The sequence below is a fragment of the Shewanella sp. DW31 genome (assembly GCF_015767295.1).
Classification (GTDB): Bacteria; Pseudomonadota; Gammaproteobacteria; order Enterobacterales; family Shewanellaceae; genus Shewanella; species Shewanella oncorhynchi.
Map to the genome: position 1 here is coordinate 42,835 of NZ_JADWMP020000010.1, position 18,846 is coordinate 61,680.

Here is an 18,846-nt window from a genome sequence, read left to right on the forward strand (position 1 = left end):
GAGGGATGATCTGGGTCACGTTGAGCTAAACCGCCTTAAAATCAGTAATATTAACCAAACCAACTTTGTTAAATTGGCCGCTGAGATGTTAGTTTTCCTGCTTAAGCATCAAAATATTCTGTGACTTTTTTTGGTGCTATTTGCTGACGATAAAGCGACGCAGGCGGTTGCTCACGCTCAATCAAATAACTCCAATAATCGTCATCAAAACCACTGAAAATAAAGTCGGACTTACCGTTAGCTTTTAAGACCAACCACCACCAAACTAAACCCCATAAACCGAAGCTCAACAGCGTTAAAATAAAATGCAGACGATGATTTATCTGTTCATCAGCAGCAATATCATAGACGGGTAAAATCTTAAGTTTATAGCGGCGAGTAGACTTAATAAATCCCATCATTAACTCACTTAGTTCAGCGAAAGGACACTAGAGATAAGCCTAGCAGATAAGACTTTAGTCGTACAAATATCCACAGCAATAAATAATATCAGTGCCTAACCTGCCACTGCCAAACTCGTTATCCCTCGTCGTTCCATGCTAAAGTGAATCACAAAATGTTGTTTACTAAACAAGAGCGGTATTGCCAAATAACCGCCTAGGAGTTGTAGTATGTTGATTCGTAAAGCTAAGGCTCAAGACCTGATCGCCTTAGTGCAGTTTAATCAGGCCATGGCCCAAGAAACCGAAGGCCTAGCCTTAGATGAAGCGACACTGACTCGAGGTGTGGGCACGCTACTTGAGAGCCCGCAAAAAGGGTTTTACCTGGTCGCTGAAATCGCAGGTGAGCTAGTCGGCTCGCTCATGGTGACATTTGAATGGAGCGATTGGCGTGCGAAGGATTATTACTGGATCCAGAGTGTGTATATTCGCCCGCAAAATCGTCGCCAAGGCATCTATGCCAAACTCTACAGCGAAGTCAAACAACTGGCCGAAGCCAATGGTGGTGCCGCCAGCTTCCGTTTATATGTCGAGCAAGAAAACCTCGCCGCACAGCAGACCTATCAAGCGTTAGGGATGAAGCAGAGTTACTACTTAATGTACGAAGAAAAATAAGCGATTCAAATCTTATACGTAATAAAAAAGGATCGGGCCAATGGCACGATCCTTTTCTTTTTACGACTCACGATTCACATTCAAACCGCGTTCCTACTAAGATTAAAACTTAACGAAAGAAGCCAAACAGAATAGCCGTCATTGCCAATAAACCCGCTATAACCACGAAGATATTGCTGATGCGACCACGGTGTGCTTTTAATGCTGGCACTTTGTATACAGCGTACATAGGCATCAAGTACAGGATAGCCGCGATAATTGGGCCACCTAAAGCTTCAATCATATTCAAAATACTTGGGTTTTTGATTGCCACGGCCCAAATCGTCACAAACATAAACACCAGAATAAATTTGTTGATTTTTTGCTCTGAAATGCCTTTTTTATTCGTGTCTAACTGCTTAACAATAATCCCCTTCATGCCTTCTGTCGCGCCCATGTAATGGCCAAAGAAAGAAGACACAATCGCGATAAAGGCGATTAATGGACCAAAGTAGCTCACAAAACCACTTGAATGCACGTTAGCGAGATAAGACAAAATCGGCAGATTCTGAGCTTTCGCTTCGGCCAATTGTGCTGGCGATAATGACAGCACACAAGAGAACACAAACAACATCACAAAGCCCACTAACATCATGGAAGTATTACGTAAAATAACATCAGCTTTGCGAGAAGCATTCGCGCCATGGTCACGTTTCAATGACACAGAAAACTGTGAAATCGCTGGAGAATGGTTAAAGGCAAACACTAAAACTGGAATCGTTAACCAAACTGTGCCTAAAAATGCACCCGCCTCTGGTACAACGAGTAAAGCATCCATTTTCCATTCAGGGATCAGGTAGATAGACATAAAGGCCAAAATACCCACCAGCGGATACACCAGCAATTGTGTCACTTTGAGCATGAATTTCTCACCTGCGACCATTACAGCCATCATACCGAGGATCAATACACCCGATAGAATGAAGCGTGGTGGCGATGCCATGCCTAACTGATTGACGATAAAGCTATCAACAGTGTTGGTAATACCTACACCGTAAATTAATACAATCGGATAGATAGCAAAGAAATACAGTACGGTAATGGCTTTACCCGCGCCAACACCAAAATGCTCTTCAACTACTTGAGTAATGTCGCTACCAGGAATGCTTGATGAACAAACAAAACGAGATAAACCACGGTGGGCAAGATAGGTCATAGGACCAATGATCACTGCCATTAACACAAGAGGCCAAAAGCCGCCCATGCCCGCATTGATAGGTAAAAATAAAATTCCAGCGCCAACGGCAGTGCCGAACAAACTCAACATCCAAGTCGTGTCTTGGCGAGTCCAAGGTAAGTGTTTCGTTGAATCTAGATTCTGTGTGCTTTGAGGTGTTCCAAGAACACTGGTCGCATCTTTTTGCATATAAAAGTTACCTTACGGTGTGACTAGCATAATAAATTCGAGCTAAGGATAACCAAAAAAAGCCCATAAAAGTTGATCTGACACGGCTTTATGTAAGGGAATTTCATAATAAACTGATATTGAGATCTAGATCGCTGATTTAATGTAATAAGTTTTCAATACAGCATCAAAACATATACATAAAAAGCCACTTAAAAATACAAGATATTCACCTCAAGCCAAATCCAGTGACATTGCATAAGCGCCGAGAAAAACAGCTAATCGGGCATATGTCACAAAAATCAACAAAACGAGACGCGTCACTGCACGCTCGAACCTAAGGTAGATCGAGATCACAGTCGTTAATGTTAAATTTTTACAAATCGCTATCAGTCGTAAACACGCATAAAAAACGGCTCATCCAGATTCAACTCCGAAGTGAGCCGCTAACGATTAAAGCGCAAAATCTGACTTATGGTTTTTGTAGTGTCAGCTCAGTCGTCGACACTACAGCAGGTGCTATGTCAGCCTCTTTGAACAACAAAGGACGGAAGCTTTTAGCACTCGAGTACAAGATACTTTGATCAGCAAACGCAGGCGTTAAGATATTACTCGACTCAGAGTAAGTTAAAATCCCCCGCGCCACAGGCCCCTCGTCGGTAAAGTTCACCGCCATCATCCAACTTGACCCGTAACGCACTTGATATCCTTTCGCCGTTAAGCCAGAACTCATCGCCTTGCCTGTGACCACATCCATCACAGCGGCGTATTTGTGCTGCGGGATCAAAGTGTCATCACCCGACAAACTGGTTGAAAACACGTTGAATCCACCTTCAGCATTATGGCTACCCGGCCAAGGTAAACGCGACCCACTTGGCGTTCCATCTGGCAGAGATTTCTCCACAAATTGCACATCCCCTAATGGCGCATCTAAGGCAAAGCCTGCGGCCTCAAGGTTAAGCGCACTGTGAGCCAAGGCCTTTAAGGCACTGCCATCCGTAGTCAAGGTTTTAGGTGTCGTTGCCGCATTAGCGGGATCGAATCCTTGGGTCAACATGGTTGTTTGGCTGAATAGATGGGCAAATTCACGTAGTAAAGCACCACCTTTACTGTCGTTATCTTGCTTACCGTTCCACGCCTTTAATGCCGCACAAGCCGAAGAGATATCCTTAGATAAACTCGCCGACACCACCACAGGTGTACTGCCTTGGGCATCACACTGGGCAATCAAGTCAGGCAGCACTAACTCGGCGAGATAACTGCGATTCGACAGCACAGCCGCTTCGAGTTCTTCCAAGCTGAACTTGCCATCAGCCCCCGCGGCGTCCTGCATTAAACTCAAGCCCATCCGTGTACGTAGTGATAGCTGTCCGGCCTCTGCGCCGTACATAGGCGAGAAGTAAGTCAGCGGTTCATTCAAGTTGGTCGACCAAAAGGAGTCATTGGAGTTTTGCACAAAGTCGCTGCGCTCAAGCTTGGGCGCACGTTTATAGGGCGTTGGACCATCGAAGCTAAACAGTGAAGTATTGCCGGGTAAAATCGTAAATCCGGCCTTAGCCTTAGCCGCTTTAATATCCGGTGAGGTTTTTAACAACACAACTGCCGATTCGGATAATCCTGGCACAGTTGAGTCGTCGATATAAAAAGCATTGCCCTCTTTATCGGCGTACATAGTGTTATTGAAGATGACGCCATCGTAGTCCTTAAATGCCTGTTGGAACTCTTCTTTGTTCGTCGCCATGTTCATGGCTAACCAATGGTCAACAGGGTCCATAGTGCCCATATTGGCATCTTGGATCATAAAGGCACTGCCATCATCCCAACCAAAAGGCGCTAAAGCGGGAGGAGCTTCGACCATAGGGCCTTTGGCCGTAGTATAAATATCTTTCTCGGCGACCAGCATGCCCGCAGGACCTGCATTCACTAGAACCGATACTGTCTCTTTGGTGATCGGCATAGGTTTACCATCAAACAAATACTGCATCCGATCACCTGAGACTAACTCAAGGTTATACATCACAAAATGCTCAGCGGTAGAGAAGGTATGAGTCCAAGCAAGATCTTTATTGAAACCAATATTAATCGGTCCAGGCATACCCACTAACGAGCCGCCCATCATATCTAAATGCCCTGGGATCGTAATATGGGATTGCCAAAAGCGCAGGTTACCCGTATGCGGGAAATGCGGATTACCTAGCACCATGCCCTTACCATTTTCAGTTTTATCCTTGCCTAAACCCCAACCATTTGAACCTAAATCGCGGGGATTGGTTTCTGGTGTCGTGATACGAGCCGCGCGGGCAATCAACTTAGACTGCATATCGGCCACAAACGCAGTTTGGTCTTGGCTAGGCGCGGGCCCAACGATACGCGGCATGTATTCCTGTGCATCTCCTGGGTTAGCGTAAAAAATCAGATCGAGAAAGTTAGCTGCGCCCGGTAATAAGGCGATAGAAAACAAATAAGTCACCACATCTTCTGGCAATATGGGTTTCACCCAAGGTTGACCACCACAGAAAGGTTCTGCCGTTTGTGTGCTCGCTTCGACATCAGCAAGATATTGGTTATAACCAGAGGTAAAACCTTGGATAAGTGCCCGAGAGTTTTCACTAAATTTCGGCCATTTTTCTTCGGCTTGTGCTCTGATCTTTAGCGCTTTATAGGCAAAATCTGAGATAAGGTTACCGTTATCTTCCGCCGTGGGTTGACCCGTAGTGAAGTCAATCGACGCATGGGGTCCAAAGTACATAGAACGCTGTGAGTTCGCCTTGATAAAACCATCGGCTAATACACATAAGTTGTCCTGTGCCTGCGCATAACCGCTACCAAAACCTAAACTTTCTAAGTTGTCAGCTTGGATATGCGGCACGCCATAGGTCGTACGGCGAATACTGGCTTTGAGTAAACCATTGGGGGCAAAAGTTTGCAGTTGAGTTTCAGGTTCGGTAGGCGTAGTGCTATCTTCGCTATCGTTACAGCCGGTCAGTATTACACCGCAGGCCATTCCCATAGCAATCACGAGTTTGTTGAATTTCATTATTATTATCTCTTGGTTTTGGTTCCTTCAATGACATAGCCTTACTGCCTATTCCAGCCCAAATTACTGAAGGAGCAATAGTTGCATGTCGCTTCCTAGTCCCTAAGGCTGGCTATTGCCTCCCCTACTGTTGGCTTTTTTACTGAGCTTCGCCGACGACTGTGGCAGAATAGAAAACCCAAACGCTTAGACACCTCAGACCATTTAAGCAATGATTCAAACGAGCGTCCACATTAAAATCCAAAATAAATAACTTATATGCAACAAAACATTATTAAGATAAAAGTGGGTTCTAAAAACCCAGTAAAAATCAATGCGGCAACTAACGCCATGGCACAGCTGTTCCCTGAGAGCATCATAGAAGCCAGCGGTATGGATGCCCCTTCTGGTGTTGCGGCGCAGCCAATGACAGATCTCGACACTCGCCAAGGGGCGATCAATCGGGTGCGCTATTGTCAACAGCAGGACCCGCAAGAGACTAAAGCCGACTACTATTTTGCGATGGAAGGCGGTGTCGATTGTTTCGACTTTGGTCCTGCCACATTCGCTTATATCGCTATTGGCCATAAAGACCAGCTTGCCATTGGCCGCAGTGCGATTTTACCTTTACCAATGCAAGTTTATCGGGCATTAGAAGCGGGGGAAGAACTCGGGGATGTCATGGATAGGTTGTTCAATACAATCAATATTAAGCAAAAAGGCGGTGCCATAGGTTTACTCACCCACGGCCATGCGACCCGTGAAAGTAATTACACCCAAGCGATTATTCTCGCCATGGCGCCATTATTGAATCCTGATATTTACACAGTAGATTGTTAGTAATATGTTGCAAGAGGAATTAAAGCCCGCTAACTTAGTTGTGACATGCAACCAAACCTATTCGACTATGGCTCAAACAGACGCACCATTGGCTCAAGATCCCGCGAAGCCTGTGACTCAAACTAAGCAAACGACTGAGTCAGGCTCATCCGCCCAACTCAGGCATTTGTCTCGCTATCTGGTGAGAAATTTAGGCATGCTCAACGCCGCCTTTGGGGATTTACCCCTTTCGCCCGTGCAAGCCCATGCCCTGTTTGAAATAGGCAAGCAGCCCCTGACCATCAAAGAGCTTGCCTGCAAACTTAGCATAGATAAGTCCAATGCGAGCCGCGCTATCAAGCATTTGATCGATAAACATCTTGCCCAGAGTCAGGTACACCCACGGGACAGTCGCTGCTTAGTTGTGCAACTGACACCTGCGGGTAAGAAGTTACTCGTTAAATTGGATACTCAACAAAATCAATTGTTCCAAGGGATCTTAGCCCAACTGACTCCATTGCAAACTTCACAAATCGAAGAGGCCCTCGTGTTATATAACCAAGCCGTACATAACGCCAAGCAGCAAAGTGGTTGCCACATTCGCCAAGCCACAGCCCAAGATGATGCCGCAATTGCCAAAGTCATCCGCGATGTTTCGGCCGAATACGGCTTAACCGCGGATAAAGGCTATAGCGTGGCGGACCCGACCTTAGATTGCCTAAGCCAGATTTACTCCCAAGCGGGCGCCAACTATTGGATTATTGAATTAGAGGGCCGCATTTTAGGCGGCGCCGGTATTGCGCCTTTAGCTAACAATGATGGCGTCTGCGAACTGCAAAAAATGTACTTTATGCCAGAAATCCGCGGCAAAGGACTCGCAACACGCGTAGCGTTAATGGCACTCGATTTCGCCCGCGAAACGGGTTATCAAAGCTGCTATTTAGAAACCACCGCTGTACTAAATGAAGCCGTAAAACTCTATGAGAAATTAGGCTTTGTACATCTGTCAGCTCCCCTAGGGAACACAGGCCACGACGCCTGCGAAATGCCGATGCAGCTAGATCTTAATCAATAGGATATGAAGCAGAATTCCAATCAAAGTAACAATGCCAAACAGCCATGATTAAACTTGTTTGGCATTATCAATTTATATCAGCAAATGTTATTCAGCAAGATGATTTTAATTATCAGTCTTAGGGCATAGTTTTTCTTAACTTAAATGCATTAAAATATGGCAATTTACCTCACTCAATTTTTAATAAATTGAAAGGCGTTTGATACCATTTTGTTAACGGCATTAAATAGGGAACATTATGCTCAGTTGGATTTTTAGTGATAAGAAACTCACACTTCGGGAAATATGCCTAGATAACACGCTTTCGACCTCGGCTAAAATAAAGAAAGTTGATCAATTTCTTGCCGATAGTGGAGATCTCAACTTTATTGATCTCAATATTTCGCCCTGCAATATATTAGTTCCCCTATCTTGCAGTCCTCAGTCCGATTTAGTGCTTATAAAATACTTGCTCAGCCAAGGCGCTAAAATTGAATGTAATGGTTTCAGTGCCTTGCATTCGGCTATTGAATATAACAACTCAGAACTCGTTACCCTATACCTAGACTCTAGTGCCAATCTTTACTTTCAAAATCAATATAATAATTGCTGGCTCAACTATCTATTTCATCCTAATCCACAATATATCTATCAAGACCATCAACGTAGAGACATGATCGATCTTCTACTTGCAGCTAACTTAGATATCAATAAACCGGTGAGTTTCTGGACCAATGGTGAATTAAATCACCCGCTAGAAATATTATATGATGAACGCAATAGAGATCTGTTCCTGCATATCATTAATAAAGATATCCCATTAGACATTGGCAAATTAAGCCTAATTGAAAACATTATTTCTTCGAGCGAATTTTGGGGGATTGAAGCCTTTGCTCCTTTAGTAAAATGCTTTCCTGAATATAAAAAGTCCCGTTATATTATGGCAAATGACAGTAGCTTCTGGGACGATGCCAATTTACTCGAGCTTTGTGTTTATGCTAAATCACAAGAATATACTGAATATCTGCTAGACCATTATCCGCAGCTCAAAGCCGACTCCCACGCCAAAAGTTTAGTCTATGCGGCATTGACCTCAGAATTTGACCTTAGGATTATCGAAAAACTAATTAAGGCCACCGTCGATATTAATCGCATCTATAGGATGACTCCGCCCGAGGCCGACCATTCCCCCTTGCTCAACCAATATCTTGATCTCGCTAAATTTACCGATGTAAACAAACGGAGTTACATCTATCAAGCCCTTGAACTCTTGCTCAAATATGGCGCTAATCCTAATGCCGAATTTGTGAATACGGGTAAAGCCTATGAGATGTTAGTCTGGTCGAACTTACGACTACTGATTTATCCAATGGTCGAAACCAAAACCTTTTTGCCCGAGTTCCTCGAGCTGTTCCTGCAATATGGTATGGATATCAATAAAAAATTTGGTGCGGTGGATGAACCGACCTTACTCACCCTATGCCAGCGTGGTTCAGGTAAAGAAGATCAAGCCACACTTATCCAAGTGATGGAATATCTGCTCACCAAGGGGCTGGATTTAAGCCTCACCAATATCTATAACACTAACTATGTGTCTGCGGCAGCCATCTCCTGTCGAAGCCAACTACTTGAATGGCTTATTAACCAAGGCGGGGATATTTTTACCCATTGCGGTCACGATAACTCGCCCATTCTACACAAGGCGATTTCGACCTACTGGTGGGATGAAATTACCGGCCCTATGCGGCGAAAAACCGTAGAACTCTTACTGCGCCATGGAGCAAAGTTAAAAGAATTCTCAGTAGATGAGCAATTTACGCCATTAATGTGCGCCAGTTACTACGGCGCACAGTCCTGCGTAGAGGCGCTACTCGAACATGGCGCCAACCCCAATGCCATCAATGCCGAAGACACCACGCCAGCCCTTTGCGCTGTGATAGGCGGTAGTTCAATCGAGTTCCCCCGCTTTGAATCAACGGCGGTACGGATCTTAAGACTTTTGCAGCAATATGGCGCCGACTTAACCGTGACCAATAGCTTCGGCAATAGCCCGCTAATAGCGGCTATTGAGCAAGAATATAAAGAGATTTTCGAAGCGCTGCTGCAAATAGCCTCCTACAGTGAAACTCAGCTTGAGAAAGCACTCAGCAAAGCCCTGCCGCAAAGCTATTTCCAGCGCCGCCTGCTACAAACACTGGGGCGCGAGATACCGCCAGCCCCCACAACCATAGCCCACAATCGCGCAATACCAGCAACAGCTTCGAGCAATGCCGATCCTATGACGGCCAAACCGCAAGCATCTGAGGTGAATGTAATACCTGCCCCCGTCAAGCAAACCAAATTAGAGGTGAGTAATGCGGCGGCAAATCGAGATCAAATCCCAACGCTATTCGATCTCAAAACCAAAGTGCAGAGCTTTTTTAAACTGATCGCCACCGATCCGACGATCACAGTTGAGCAACTCAATTCAGTGAGAGTCCTTATTGATCAATTGATAGAAAAGCTCGACAACTTTAGCTTTTTCCGCAATCAAGCGACAAAGACCGAATTTGAGGAAGGTGTTCAGGAATATATCGATGAAACCGTCGAAGAAATTAACGGAATTATCGAAGATGATTATCCAGCGCTTACCGAAGCCTTAGTCGATTCCGTTTGGACGATTTTGCAGTACTTTAGGGTTGAGATTGATATCGAGACCGCACTTAGAAAGCGCTTTTGGTAACGATTAGCACCTTAACTGCCAACGAGTACCAAGCATAAAGCCCTAACTTTGGGGCTTTATGCTTTCGAGACTCACACCATCTGACTTAGCCGCCTATTAGCCAACATAATGGAGAGACTTAAGGCTTAACATTAGACGCTTTAACAAGCAGTAACTGGCTACGAATGATTTGACGTATCTGATTATGCAGTTCAAATACTCGAGCGCGATCATTAAGATTTAGCGATAGATTTTCCTGCATCACCAGATCCAAATTAAATTCGGGATAATGCAGTGTCATCGACATATAACCAGATAAATAGCCCGTGTGACTGTATTCGACGAGGCCATCGTCCTTATTGATCCTCACCCCATAGCCATAGCGCATATTCGGCCATAAGAATTGGATCTCGGTATACGCCATAGTCATACGTTGATAACTCTCTGCGCTCATCAACTTGCCAGAATGTAATAGATGCTGAAAGGCGGCATAAGCTGGCGCTGAAGCAATTAATCCCCCTGCGGGCAACAAAGCTTCATCAAGCACTAAGTCAGCAGGGGCAATCACCTCGCTTTCCTGTAAACCTACGGCGAGTGAAGGCACTTTGGCGTGAATCGCCTCAATACTGCCAAGCTCAGCACTCAAGCCATTAAGCTGGTATCGCGTTGCAAACTGCGCCACTTGCTCGGCAAAGGATAGATGATTGACCTTCTCAAGCACTTGCCCTAAAAGTGAATAACCGAAGTTGGAGTATTCAAATTTGCTTCCCGGCTCGAATCGATTGGCCTTACCCAGTTTATCGACGCCCGATGTATGAGTCAGCAGTTGGTGTAGCGTAATCCGCTCATCATATCGACTGGTATTCAATGCATCCGCACTTGGATTTACACCTGCATCCATGCCTTTTAGCGCCTTATTCTTCCCTTCAGCATCACCAAAAAGATAATGATTAAGCGTTTGAGTTAAATCAAGTTTCCCCGCATCGAGTGCCTGCAATATCAAGGTTGCAGTAATCTGCTTAGAGAGCGATGCCATCACAAAGCGCGAATCTTGACTAATACCTTCACCCTTTTGCAGTTCAAGCTGCGGCTTGCCCTGCTCAAGCAGGATAACACTACCACTAAATGGCTGCGGCGAATCCTTTATCGCGGTTTGGATTAAGGTCTTGATCTCCGCCACCTTCGATACTGAAGATGCGGTTTGGCTTTCAACAGCAATAGAGTTACTGCCTTGCCCGATTTGCTCTTGTTCAGCACCTGTTTCTAATAACAGACCAAAACTATTGGCACTTGGGAATAATAAAAAACCAGTCAACAGGGTACTGATGACACTCAAACGCATGGGTTATCCTTAACGTAATTAACAAATAATGCTGCCTGCTAGAAAAAAGCAAGCTTATCACAAGCGCTTTTTATGGATAATACAATTTAATCTTTACAATTGAATTATAAAGGAAATATTCCATATAAAAATGACACAACAAAGTGATACCTAGGGCGACGAAGCTAATCCGAGCCGTATAAACCAAGTGGTAGTCTGCCCCAGTTTGTAGACTGAATATCTCAAGTTGAAGCTAATACACATTCAAAATGGCTATAAAACGACAATAGTAATAATTATCGCACCTAACATATATAAGCCTGCAGAAAGTGATATCGATTTTAGCGGGCTAAACTCCTCAACTTCCAACGTCTGTATATCTTCAATTTTGACTAGTTGCCCTTCTCCCTCGATCTGCTGTTCCGTTGCACTTTCGACTTGAAACTCCATTTGTTCGCCAGATATTGTGGTGACTTTGACCTTTTCACCTATGTAGCTGGATACCGATTGAGAATCCAATTTAACTTCATTGAGTGAAGAGCATGCGCTGAGGGAGAAACAGATAAGTGATACTACTGCTAACTTTTTCAAACAAGCCTCCTATCCTACAACTATTACATCCATGATAAGTTATACCTGTAGACATAAGCATTTAGGTATAAGCTATTCAGCTTACGGAGTTTCGCCCACAAGTTAAAGAAACCTAGGCTAAATCCACTTAAATTAAATCCTTTGGATGAGGTTAAATAGCGATCAAATGAGCACTGAACTCATCGATGCGGTTAAAGCCAAAGATACGCTTGCTGTTAAGCGCATTATTGCAAATGACGCTAATCTTGAAGGCGTGGACAATGGCGGGATGACGGCACTCTTGCATGCCTGTGAGTTGCAGTCTTTTGAACTGCTCAAATTATTGGTGGATGCGGGGGCCAATGTGAATCATCCAAACTCGCAGGGGTATCATCCGCTCGATATTGCTTACTGGCACGGTGAGTTTCGCATGGGATGCTATACCGCTGAGAGTGAGCGCATGGTGAGCTATTTAACCCGCCACGGCGGCAAATCCTTTAGCTAGGTGAGGTGCTAAATAGCATCAAAATGCGAAAGCTAAAAACTGCGAAATGATAAAAAGCCCTATAAACAAAAATCGCGTTAAGCTGGGCCTAACGCGATTTTTTATTACTCACTTACAACCTAATCACCAAAGTCATCGAGTAGGATGTTTTCTGGTTCAACGCCTAGACTTTCAAGCATCTTAATCACTGAAGAGTTCATGATTGGAGGACCACACATGTAGTACTCGCAATCTTCTGGTGCCTTATGATTTTTAAGATAATTCTCATAAATCACATTATGGATAAAGCCAGTGTAGCCAGTCCAATTATCCTCAGGCAATGGCTCAGATAACGCCACATGCCAAACGAAGTTGTCATTTTCGGCCGCTAGGGCATCGAAATCCGCTTGGTAAAACACTTCACGGGTCGAACGAGCACCGTACCAGAAGCTCATTTTACGTGTGGTTTTCTTACTCTTAAGCTGATCGAAAATGTGTGAACGCATAGGTGCCATGCCAGCACCGCCGCCGATAAACACCATTTCTGCATCGGTTTCCTTCACAAAGAACTCACCGAATGGCCCAGAAATGGTCACTGTATCGCCCGCTTTCAGGTTGAAAATGTAAGATGACATCTTGCCCGCTGGCACATTGGCCGATGGCGGCGTCGCAATCCGCACGTTCAGCATAATGCGACCCTTTTCATCGGGATAGTTGGCCATAGAGTAAGCGCGCAACACTTCTTCATTAACGGTAGAGACAATGTCAAACAGGCCGTATTTGTCCCAATCGCCACGGTATTTTTCAGGAATATCAAAGTCAGCGTATTTCACCACATGGGCTGGCGCTTCAATTTGAATATAACCCCCCGCTTTAAAGCGAACATCTTCACCTTCGGGTAACTCAAGCAATAACTCCTTGATAAAAGTCGCCTTGTTATCATTAGAGATCACCTGACATTGCCACTTCTTCACCCCAAAGATTTCTTCGTCGAGCTCAAGTTCCATATCGGTTTTCACTGAGACTTGGCAGGCGAGACGACAACCTTCTTTAGCCTCTTTCTTGGTGATATGGCCCATTTCAGTCGGCAGAATGTCACCGCCGCCCGATTTGATTTTCACTCGGCACTGACCACAGGTTCCGCCGCCACCACAGGCAGACGGAATAAAAATACTCTGACTCGCCAAAGCGCCGAGTAACTTGTCACCCGCGGCAACTTGAATGCTTTTTTCGGCATCTTCGTTGATGCTGATTGTCACTTCACCCGTAGCCACTAATTTCTTTTTGGCGATTAGAATCACTATCACCAATAGACAGACCACTAGCGTGAACATGCCTATGCCAATTGCCATTTCCATCGTATTACCCTTTTCTAGCTCTTTTCTAAAAAGAATCTGGTTTCACTTTCTCAATTCTTGGCTCGCCTACTGTAGCTTTACAGCGAGATCCCTGAGAAAGACATAAAGCCCAGCGCCATCAAGCCTGTAGTAATAAAGGTGATACCAATACCTTGTAAGCCTTCGGGAATCGCGTTGAATTTCATTCTTTCGCGCAGTCCCGCCAGCAGTACAATCGCCACTGCCCAACCAAGACCCGAGCCCATCGCAAACACCACTGACTCACCGAAGTTGTAATCACGGTTCGCCATAAAGATCACCCCAGCAAAAATCGCGCAGTTCACTGTGAGCAAAGGTAAGAAGATCCCAAGGGAGTCATACAGACTAGGAATGTACTTATCCAAAAACATTTCAAGGATTTGCACTAACGCCGCAATCACACCAATGAAAGTGATCAGTTGCAGGTAACTTAAATCGATACCGGGTAATCCCGCCCAAGACAGAGCGCCAGGTGCGAGCACTTTGACGTAAATCAGCTGGTTTAACGGCACGGCTAAGGTCATCACCACAATCACAGCGACACCTAGACCAAAGGCGGTTGACACCTTTTTAGACACGGCCAAGAAAGTACACATGCCCAAGAAGAACGACAGCGCCATGTTGTCGATAAAAGTGGCCTGCAAAAATAGATTTATATAGTGTTCCATATCTGCTCCTTAACCCCGTTTCCGCTGGATCACATTGATAGTCCAGATCAACACACCAATCAGGAAGAAGGCGCTCGGTGGTAACTTGAACATCTCGTTTGGCAAGTACCAGCCGCCATTTTCGATCGTGGTGAACACAGGGTGACCGAATAAATTACCCGTCCCTAACAGCTCGCGTACAAAGGCGACGCTGATCAAAATCAAGCCATAACCTGTCGCATTACCAAGCGCATCGACGACCGCTAAATGCGGTGGATACTTCATGGCGAAGGCTTCTGCGCGGCCCATGATGATACAGTTAGTGATAATTAACCCAACGAATACAGAAAGTTGCTTAGATAACTCATAGGCTACATCCTGCAGAACCATGTCGACGATAATCACCAAGGAGGCGATAACCGTCATCTGCGCGATAATCCGCACACTGGTCGGGATAAAGTTACGGATGGCAGAGATAATCAGGTTAGAAAACACCAACACAAAGGTCACTGCCAGTGTCATCACCACAGCGGTTTGCATTGAGTTACTGACCGCCAGTGCCGAACATACGCCCAGCACTTGCATTGCGACGGGGTTATTGGCAAACACTGGCCCCGTTAACATGTCACGCATGGATAAAGTGTTGCTCATTTTGCCTCTCCCAACTCACCTTGCAATTCACCCTGCGCTGCCGACGCTTTCAGCTGGTTGAAGAAGGTTTGAAAACCTTCAACGCCAAACCAAAACTCCATTGCGCGCTGCACGCCGCGGCCCGTCATGGTCGCGCCACTCACCGCATCCACACCGTGAAGATCGCCTTCTTTAACGCCACCCTTTACAAGACGTATCGCAAATTTGCCTTTTTCATCAAATAATTGCTTACCCTTCCACAACGATAACCAATGGGGATCGGTCACAAAGTCGCCGATACCAGGGGTTTCACCGTGTTCGTACACGACTAGCCCTTTAATGGTGTTGAAATCGGGTTCAACCGCCACATAACCGTAGATCATCGACCACAGACCTTTACCGTAGAAAGGCACAACCACGCTGTCTAACTTGCCGTTGGCATCGAGCACTTTAAACACGCGGGCATCGTTCGCACGGGTTTTAATCTTGGCAATATCTTTTTTCGGCGCACTTGAAGTCTCAGGATTAATTGCCGCCATACGCTCATCGAAATCGAGGACGTTAGCGTCTGAGTCCACCTTACCTGTGTCTAGGTTGATCAATAATGGCTTAACCGATTTAGCGAAAATCTCTCTAAACTCATTGCCCTGACCTAAGTTCACATCGGCGGCCATCAACACATAGCGCTGCACTTCGTCACGTTTTTTGGCGACTTTACGTTCTTTCAATATGCCTGCTGTGCCTGTGATCATAAAAGAGCACAGGAGGCAGAGCGTGATGGTGAAGATCATGGTCCCCACCACAGTATCTTTCTTAAATACCATGACGTTTTAATCTCCGTTTGATGTTGGCGCGGGCCACCAGATAATCGAACAGCGGCGCCCAAAGGTTGGCGAACAGAATGGCTAACATCACGCCCTCAGGCATTTTGGGGTTAGCGACACGGATAAGCACAGTCATAAAACCAATCAAAGCACCGTAGGCAAACTTGCCTTGGCGAGTGTACGAAGTGGTCACAGGATCGGTGGCCATAAACATCATTGCTAGCGCAAAACCGCCAGTGACAAGATGCCAAGTCCACGGCATTGCCATCATTTGATTGCTGCTAGAACCGATGTAATTACACAGCGTTGCTGTCGCTATCATGCCCAGCAACACACCGAGCACAATGCGCCAATCCGCTAAGCGGCTGATCAGCAATAATGAACCGCCGATCAAAATCGCTAAGGTGCTGGTTTCGCCAATCGCGCCCACGGTAAAGCCAAAAAAGTTGTTCCACCAGTTAGGATCGCTAAAGGCGCTAAACCAAGAGTAATCGGCAAAACTCAACTTGCCCGCTGCGGTTTGTGCCAGCGCTGTTGCACCAGAGAAACCATCAACGGCAACGAGCTGTTTAATGGTTGAAACTTCAGATGGATAGGCGAAGTAGATAAAAGCCAAGCCCGCCAGCGCAGGGTTAAGGAAGTTATATCCCATGCCACCAAACAGCTCTTTAGCCACGACCACACCAAAGGAAATCCCCATGGCCACCAACCACAACGGTGTTGATACTGGCAAGATTAAGGTAAACAGCAGGGCCGTCACGAAGAAGCCTTCGTGCAACTCTTGACCACGAACCCGCGCAAACACCACTTCCCAAAATAAACTGGTGAGCAGTGCTGTCAGGTAAATCGGCAGATAAAAACTAAGACCATAGAGGAATAAACCTAATATCCCAGTGTCTTGGCTAAGGCTGCCAAACAGGGTATTAAAGATTTCTAACTTCCAAATTTCTGGCATCGATAATCCGCCCGCGAGCGCAAGCTGTGCCTGTAGGCCAATGTTATATAGACCGAATAAAATGGCGGGCAGTAAACACAAACCGACTAGCGTCATGGTACGTTTCACGTCAATCGCGTCACGCACATGCACTTGGCCCTTAGTGCTACGACCATTGGCAATGACGAGTGAGCGCAAAAAGCCCTTCATCGACTTACCCGTTGCGTAGTACTCTTGTTGTAAATCAGAGGCGTCCTGTAAATCAGGTTTTTTCACTTGTTTGGTCATTAACCTTCCCTCTCAATAACATCTAGACAGGCACGTAATTCTTTACCAAAGTCATATTTGCCGGGACATACGAAGGTACACAGCGCCAGATCTTCTTCATCTAACTCCAATGCACCTAAGGCTTGCGCCTCGTCGGTATCACGCACCACTAAGTCTCGAACAAGCAAGGTGGGTAAAATATCCAGTGGCATCACGCGATCTAACTGACCAAAAGCCATCATGGCGCGAGCTGAACCGCCCTGATGAGTCGTAAACTCGAACAATTTAGTCGCACCAAACAGACGTGATGTTACAGCACGAGTGATGGAGAATTTGTCAGAACCTCCGCGCACCCAAGGGAGAACATGGTGCTGCGAATCTTCGCTCAACACTGACACTTGGTTGTGGAATCGGCCTAAAAAGTCATGTACGCCCGCCGCGGTATGGCCAGATAACACAGATCCCGATACCACGCGGTTATGGCCAGGTTTGATTTCATCACTCACTAAGGCACTTAGCTCAGCGCCCAATTGAGTGCGCAGTAAACGCGGGTTCAGCACGCTCGGGCCACCTAAGGCGACGATGCGGTCGGTATACAACTCACCGGTTTGGAATAACTTGCCATACGCAATCACATCTTGATAACCGATATGCCATACCTGACGTTCTAAACTCACTGGCAAGGTAAAGTGAATATGAGTGCCCACTAAACCCGCAGGATGAACACCATCAAAGCGGCGCACCTCAAGTTGTGGTAATGCTTCTTTAACAATCGCTTCGCCCTTATCCTGGCACAGGTAAACCTTACCTTCGGTTAAACGGCTCAACACCAGCAAGCCAGCTTTAAAAGCCTCGGTTTGCTCGGCGATAATCAAACGGGGATCAGCGGCCAGTGGATTAGTATCGATAGCGGTGACGAAAATACCTGCTGGCGTGCTATCCAGCGCAGGCACGCGCGAGAAAGGCCGAGTACGCAGGGCCGTCCATAGACCACTCTTCACCAACTGGTCTTGAACGGTTGGTCGAGGGAGAGCGGCAATGTCTTGATGGATATCGAAAGAAATCTGCCCATCGCGGTTTTCACCGTCATCACAACGAATGACGACTGATTGTAGAATTCGACGCTCGCCGCGGTTAATCGCTACGACTTGGCCACTAGAGGGTGCAGTGAACAACACACCCGGTGTTTTTTTGTCTTCAAATAGGGCTTGGCCCTTTTGAACAAAATCACCCTCTTCGACCAACATCGTCGGCTTAAGCCCAACGAATTCTTCTCCCAGAACAGCCACTTGGGATGGCTTAGCACCGAGTTCAATGACCTGTCGCGGTTCACCAACAATCGGCAAGTCGAGGCCTTTTTTGATCGTTACAATTTGGTTTGAAAAATCTGCCATCACAAATATCAACCATGAAGAATTTTTAGATAAATTTAGGGTAGAGATTTGTTAACGCAGATTCCGATATTGGCGTCACATTCCGCTGCAAATTCGTAAGTTAGATACGTAAATTTACGCAATTTTGTGACACAGATTCACATCCTTACTTACTGTAATCTGCAAATGTAGTTTTATAACAATTTACTCATAAATACGTCATTACTGATTTAGTAGTACCTAAGGTTTACAAAAATAAGCAAAAATCTCCATTTCAGTGCAGTAAAGCGCTAAAACCGCTAAAAGAGCAACTCAGCGAACAAACTTCAACCAATGGCATGCCTCAAAATGGGGCAGGATGGCTAAACTTGCTGGCTATTTTTAGCGCACT

The 18,846-nt window shown here is 45.7% G+C and carries 16 protein-coding genes; 5 read left to right on the forward strand and 11 right to left on the reverse strand.

Annotated features, from left to right (window positions below; all coding sequences use genetic code 11):
• Window positions 1-101: 101 nt before the first annotated feature.
• A complete protein-coding gene (locus GWI56_RS10325; RefSeq protein ID WP_113939800.1) occupies window positions 102-398 on the reverse strand; it encodes a hypothetical protein in 297 nt (98 codons plus the stop codon).
• 213 nt (window positions 399-611) lie between these two features.
• Here GWI56_RS10325 and GWI56_RS10330 point away from each other — a divergent pair, with 213 nt between their 5' ends.
• Entirely contained in the window at window positions 612-1,055 is a 444-nt protein-coding gene (locus GWI56_RS10330) for a GNAT family N-acetyltransferase (RefSeq protein ID WP_028761639.1), read from the forward strand.
• Window positions 1,056-1,164: 109 nt separating this feature from the next.
• On the opposite strand, the gene GWI56_RS10335 is transcribed toward GWI56_RS10330, so the two are convergent.
• Together GWI56_RS10335 and GWI56_RS10340 are read right to left on the reverse strand one after the other, a co-directional pair.
• Entirely contained in the window at window positions 1,165-2,460 is a 1,296-nt protein-coding gene (locus GWI56_RS10335) for an aromatic amino acid transport family protein (protein WP_028761640.1), read from the reverse strand.
• A gap of 451 nt (window positions 2,461-2,911) precedes the next feature.
• A complete protein-coding gene (locus GWI56_RS10340; RefSeq protein ID WP_198572840.1) occupies window positions 2,912-5,476 on the reverse strand; it encodes an acylase in 2,565 nt (854 codons plus the stop codon).
• Between the two features lie 258 nt (window positions 5,477-5,734).
• Between GWI56_RS10340 and yjjX the strand changes: the two genes are divergently transcribed.
• The 3 genes from yjjX to GWI56_RS10355 all read left to right on the forward strand — a co-directional run bounded on the left by yjjX (window position 5,735) and on the right by GWI56_RS10355 (window position 10,050).
• Window positions 5,735-6,295, forward strand: a complete 561-nt coding sequence (yjjX, locus tag GWI56_RS10345; protein ID WP_028761642.1) for an inosine/xanthosine triphosphatase — start codon at window positions 5,735-5,737, stop codon at window positions 6,293-6,295.
• Window positions 6,296-6,299: 4 nt separating this feature from the next.
• On the forward strand, window positions 6,300-7,349 hold the full coding sequence (locus tag GWI56_RS10350) for a bifunctional helix-turn-helix transcriptional regulator/GNAT family N-acetyltransferase (RefSeq protein ID WP_198572841.1): 1,050 nt from the start codon (window positions 6,300-6,302) through the stop codon (window positions 7,347-7,349).
• A gap of 238 nt (window positions 7,350-7,587) precedes the next feature.
• Complete coding sequence (locus GWI56_RS10355; protein ID WP_198572842.1) at window positions 7,588-10,050, forward strand: ankyrin repeat domain-containing protein; 2,463 nt, start codon at window positions 7,588-7,590, stop codon at window positions 10,048-10,050.
• A gap of 118 nt (window positions 10,051-10,168) precedes the next feature.
• On the opposite strand, the gene GWI56_RS10360 is transcribed toward GWI56_RS10355, so the two are convergent.
• Both GWI56_RS10360 and GWI56_RS10365 read right to left on the reverse strand, forming a co-directional pair.
• A complete protein-coding gene (locus GWI56_RS10360) occupies window positions 10,169-11,371 on the reverse strand; it encodes a serine hydrolase domain-containing protein (protein WP_198572843.1) in 1,203 nt (400 codons plus the stop codon).
• Between the two features lie 252 nt (window positions 11,372-11,623).
• Window positions 11,624-11,941 carry a hypothetical protein gene (locus GWI56_RS10365; RefSeq protein ID WP_105250113.1) on the reverse strand — a complete coding sequence of 106 codons (318 nt, stop codon included), beginning with the start codon at window positions 11,939-11,941 and terminating at the stop codon, window positions 11,624-11,626.
• A 166-nt stretch (window positions 11,942-12,107) separates the two neighbouring features.
• On the opposite strand from GWI56_RS10365, the gene GWI56_RS10370 reads away from it, so the two are divergent.
• Complete coding sequence (locus GWI56_RS10370; RefSeq protein ID WP_242068386.1) at window positions 12,108-12,425, forward strand: ankyrin repeat domain-containing protein; 318 nt, start codon at window positions 12,108-12,110, stop codon at window positions 12,423-12,425.
• Between the two features lie 119 nt (window positions 12,426-12,544).
• On the opposite strand, the gene nqrF is transcribed toward GWI56_RS10370, so the two are convergent.
• The 6 genes from nqrF to GWI56_RS10400 all read right to left on the reverse strand — a co-directional run bounded on the left by nqrF (window position 12,545) and on the right by GWI56_RS10400 (window position 18,476).
• A complete protein-coding gene (gene nqrF, locus GWI56_RS10375; RefSeq protein WP_105250115.1) occupies window positions 12,545-13,762 on the reverse strand; it encodes an NADH:ubiquinone reductase (Na(+)-transporting) subunit F in 1,218 nt (405 codons plus the stop codon).
• 77 nt (window positions 13,763-13,839) lie between these two features.
• Window positions 13,840-14,448, reverse strand: a complete 609-nt coding sequence (gene nqrE, locus GWI56_RS10380; protein ID WP_105250116.1) for an NADH:ubiquinone reductase (Na(+)-transporting) subunit E — start codon at window positions 14,446-14,448, stop codon at window positions 13,840-13,842.
• A gap of 9 nt (window positions 14,449-14,457) precedes the next feature.
• Window positions 14,458-15,078 (reverse strand): NADH:ubiquinone reductase (Na(+)-transporting) subunit D, encoded by a 621-nt coding sequence (locus GWI56_RS10385; protein WP_028761892.1) that lies wholly within the window; start codon window positions 15,076-15,078, stop codon window positions 14,458-14,460.
• The gene (locus GWI56_RS10390) at window positions 15,075-15,881 is read right to left on the reverse strand and encodes a Na(+)-translocating NADH-quinone reductase subunit C (protein ID WP_131523704.1); all 807 of its coding nucleotides are present in this window, start codon (window positions 15,879-15,881) and stop codon (window positions 15,075-15,077) included. Before GWI56_RS10390 ends, GWI56_RS10385 begins: the two co-directional genes overlap by 4 nt.
• Window positions 15,871-17,103: an NADH:ubiquinone reductase (Na(+)-transporting) subunit B gene (locus tag GWI56_RS10395; RefSeq protein WP_198572845.1), complete on the reverse strand. Its 1,233-nt coding sequence runs from the start codon at window positions 17,101-17,103 to the stop codon at window positions 15,871-15,873. The genes GWI56_RS10390 and GWI56_RS10395 overlap by 11 nt, the downstream gene beginning before the upstream one ends.
• On the reverse strand, window positions 17,103-18,476 hold the full coding sequence (locus tag GWI56_RS10400) for a Na(+)-translocating NADH-quinone reductase subunit A (protein WP_198572846.1): 1,374 nt from the start codon (window positions 18,474-18,476) through the stop codon (window positions 17,103-17,105). Before GWI56_RS10400 ends, GWI56_RS10395 begins: the two co-directional genes overlap by 1 nt.
• Window positions 18,477-18,846 lie beyond the last annotated feature (370 nt).

What these genes read in the sequence shown, in the direction of transcription:
- GWI56_RS10360 (WP_198572843.1), bottom strand. Translation starts at nt 11,371, where the DNA reads ATGCGTTTGAGTGTCATCAGTACCCTGTTGACTGGTTTTTTATTATTC.
- nqrE (WP_105250116.1), bottom strand. Translation starts at nt 14,448, where the DNA reads ATGGAACACTATATAAATCTATTTTTGCAGGCCACTTTTATCGACAAC.
- GWI56_RS10395 (WP_198572845.1), bottom strand. Translation starts at nt 17,103, where the DNA reads ATGACCAAACAAGTGAAAAAACCTGATTTACAGGACGCCTCTGATTTA.
- GWI56_RS10335 (WP_028761640.1), bottom strand. Translation starts at nt 2,460, where the DNA reads ATGCAAAAAGATGCGACCAGTGTTCTTGGAACACCTCAAAGCACACAG.
- GWI56_RS10400 (WP_198572846.1), bottom strand. Translation starts at nt 18,476, where the DNA reads ATGGCAGATTTTTCAAACCAAATTGTAACGATCAAAAAAGGCCTCGAC.
- GWI56_RS10330 (WP_028761639.1), top strand. Translation starts at nt 612, where the DNA reads ATGTTGATTCGTAAAGCTAAGGCTCAAGACCTGATCGCCTTAGTGCAG.
- GWI56_RS10340 (WP_198572840.1), bottom strand. Translation starts at nt 5,476, where the DNA reads ATGAAATTCAACAAACTCGTGATTGCTATGGGAATGGCCTGCGGTGTA.
- GWI56_RS10385 (WP_028761892.1), bottom strand. Translation starts at nt 15,078, where the DNA reads ATGAGCAACACTTTATCCATGCGTGACATGTTAACGGGGCCAGTGTTT.
- GWI56_RS10390 (WP_131523704.1), bottom strand. Translation starts at nt 15,881, where the DNA reads ATGGTATTTAAGAAAGATACTGTGGTGGGGACCATGATCTTCACCATC.
- GWI56_RS10370 (WP_242068386.1), top strand. Translation starts at nt 12,108, where the DNA reads ATGAGCACTGAACTCATCGATGCGGTTAAAGCCAAAGATACGCTTGCT.
- GWI56_RS10325 (WP_113939800.1), bottom strand. Translation starts at nt 398, where the DNA reads ATGGGATTTATTAAGTCTACTCGCCGCTATAAACTTAAGATTTTACCC.
- GWI56_RS10355 (WP_198572842.1), top strand. Translation starts at nt 7,588, where the DNA reads ATGCTCAGTTGGATTTTTAGTGATAAGAAACTCACACTTCGGGAAATA.
- GWI56_RS10350 (WP_198572841.1), top strand. Translation starts at nt 6,300, where the DNA reads ATGTTGCAAGAGGAATTAAAGCCCGCTAACTTAGTTGTGACATGCAAC.
- nqrF (WP_105250115.1), bottom strand. Translation starts at nt 13,762, where the DNA reads ATGGAAATGGCAATTGGCATAGGCATGTTCACGCTAGTGGTCTGTCTA.
- yjjX (WP_028761642.1), top strand. Translation starts at nt 5,735, where the DNA reads ATGCAACAAAACATTATTAAGATAAAAGTGGGTTCTAAAAACCCAGTA.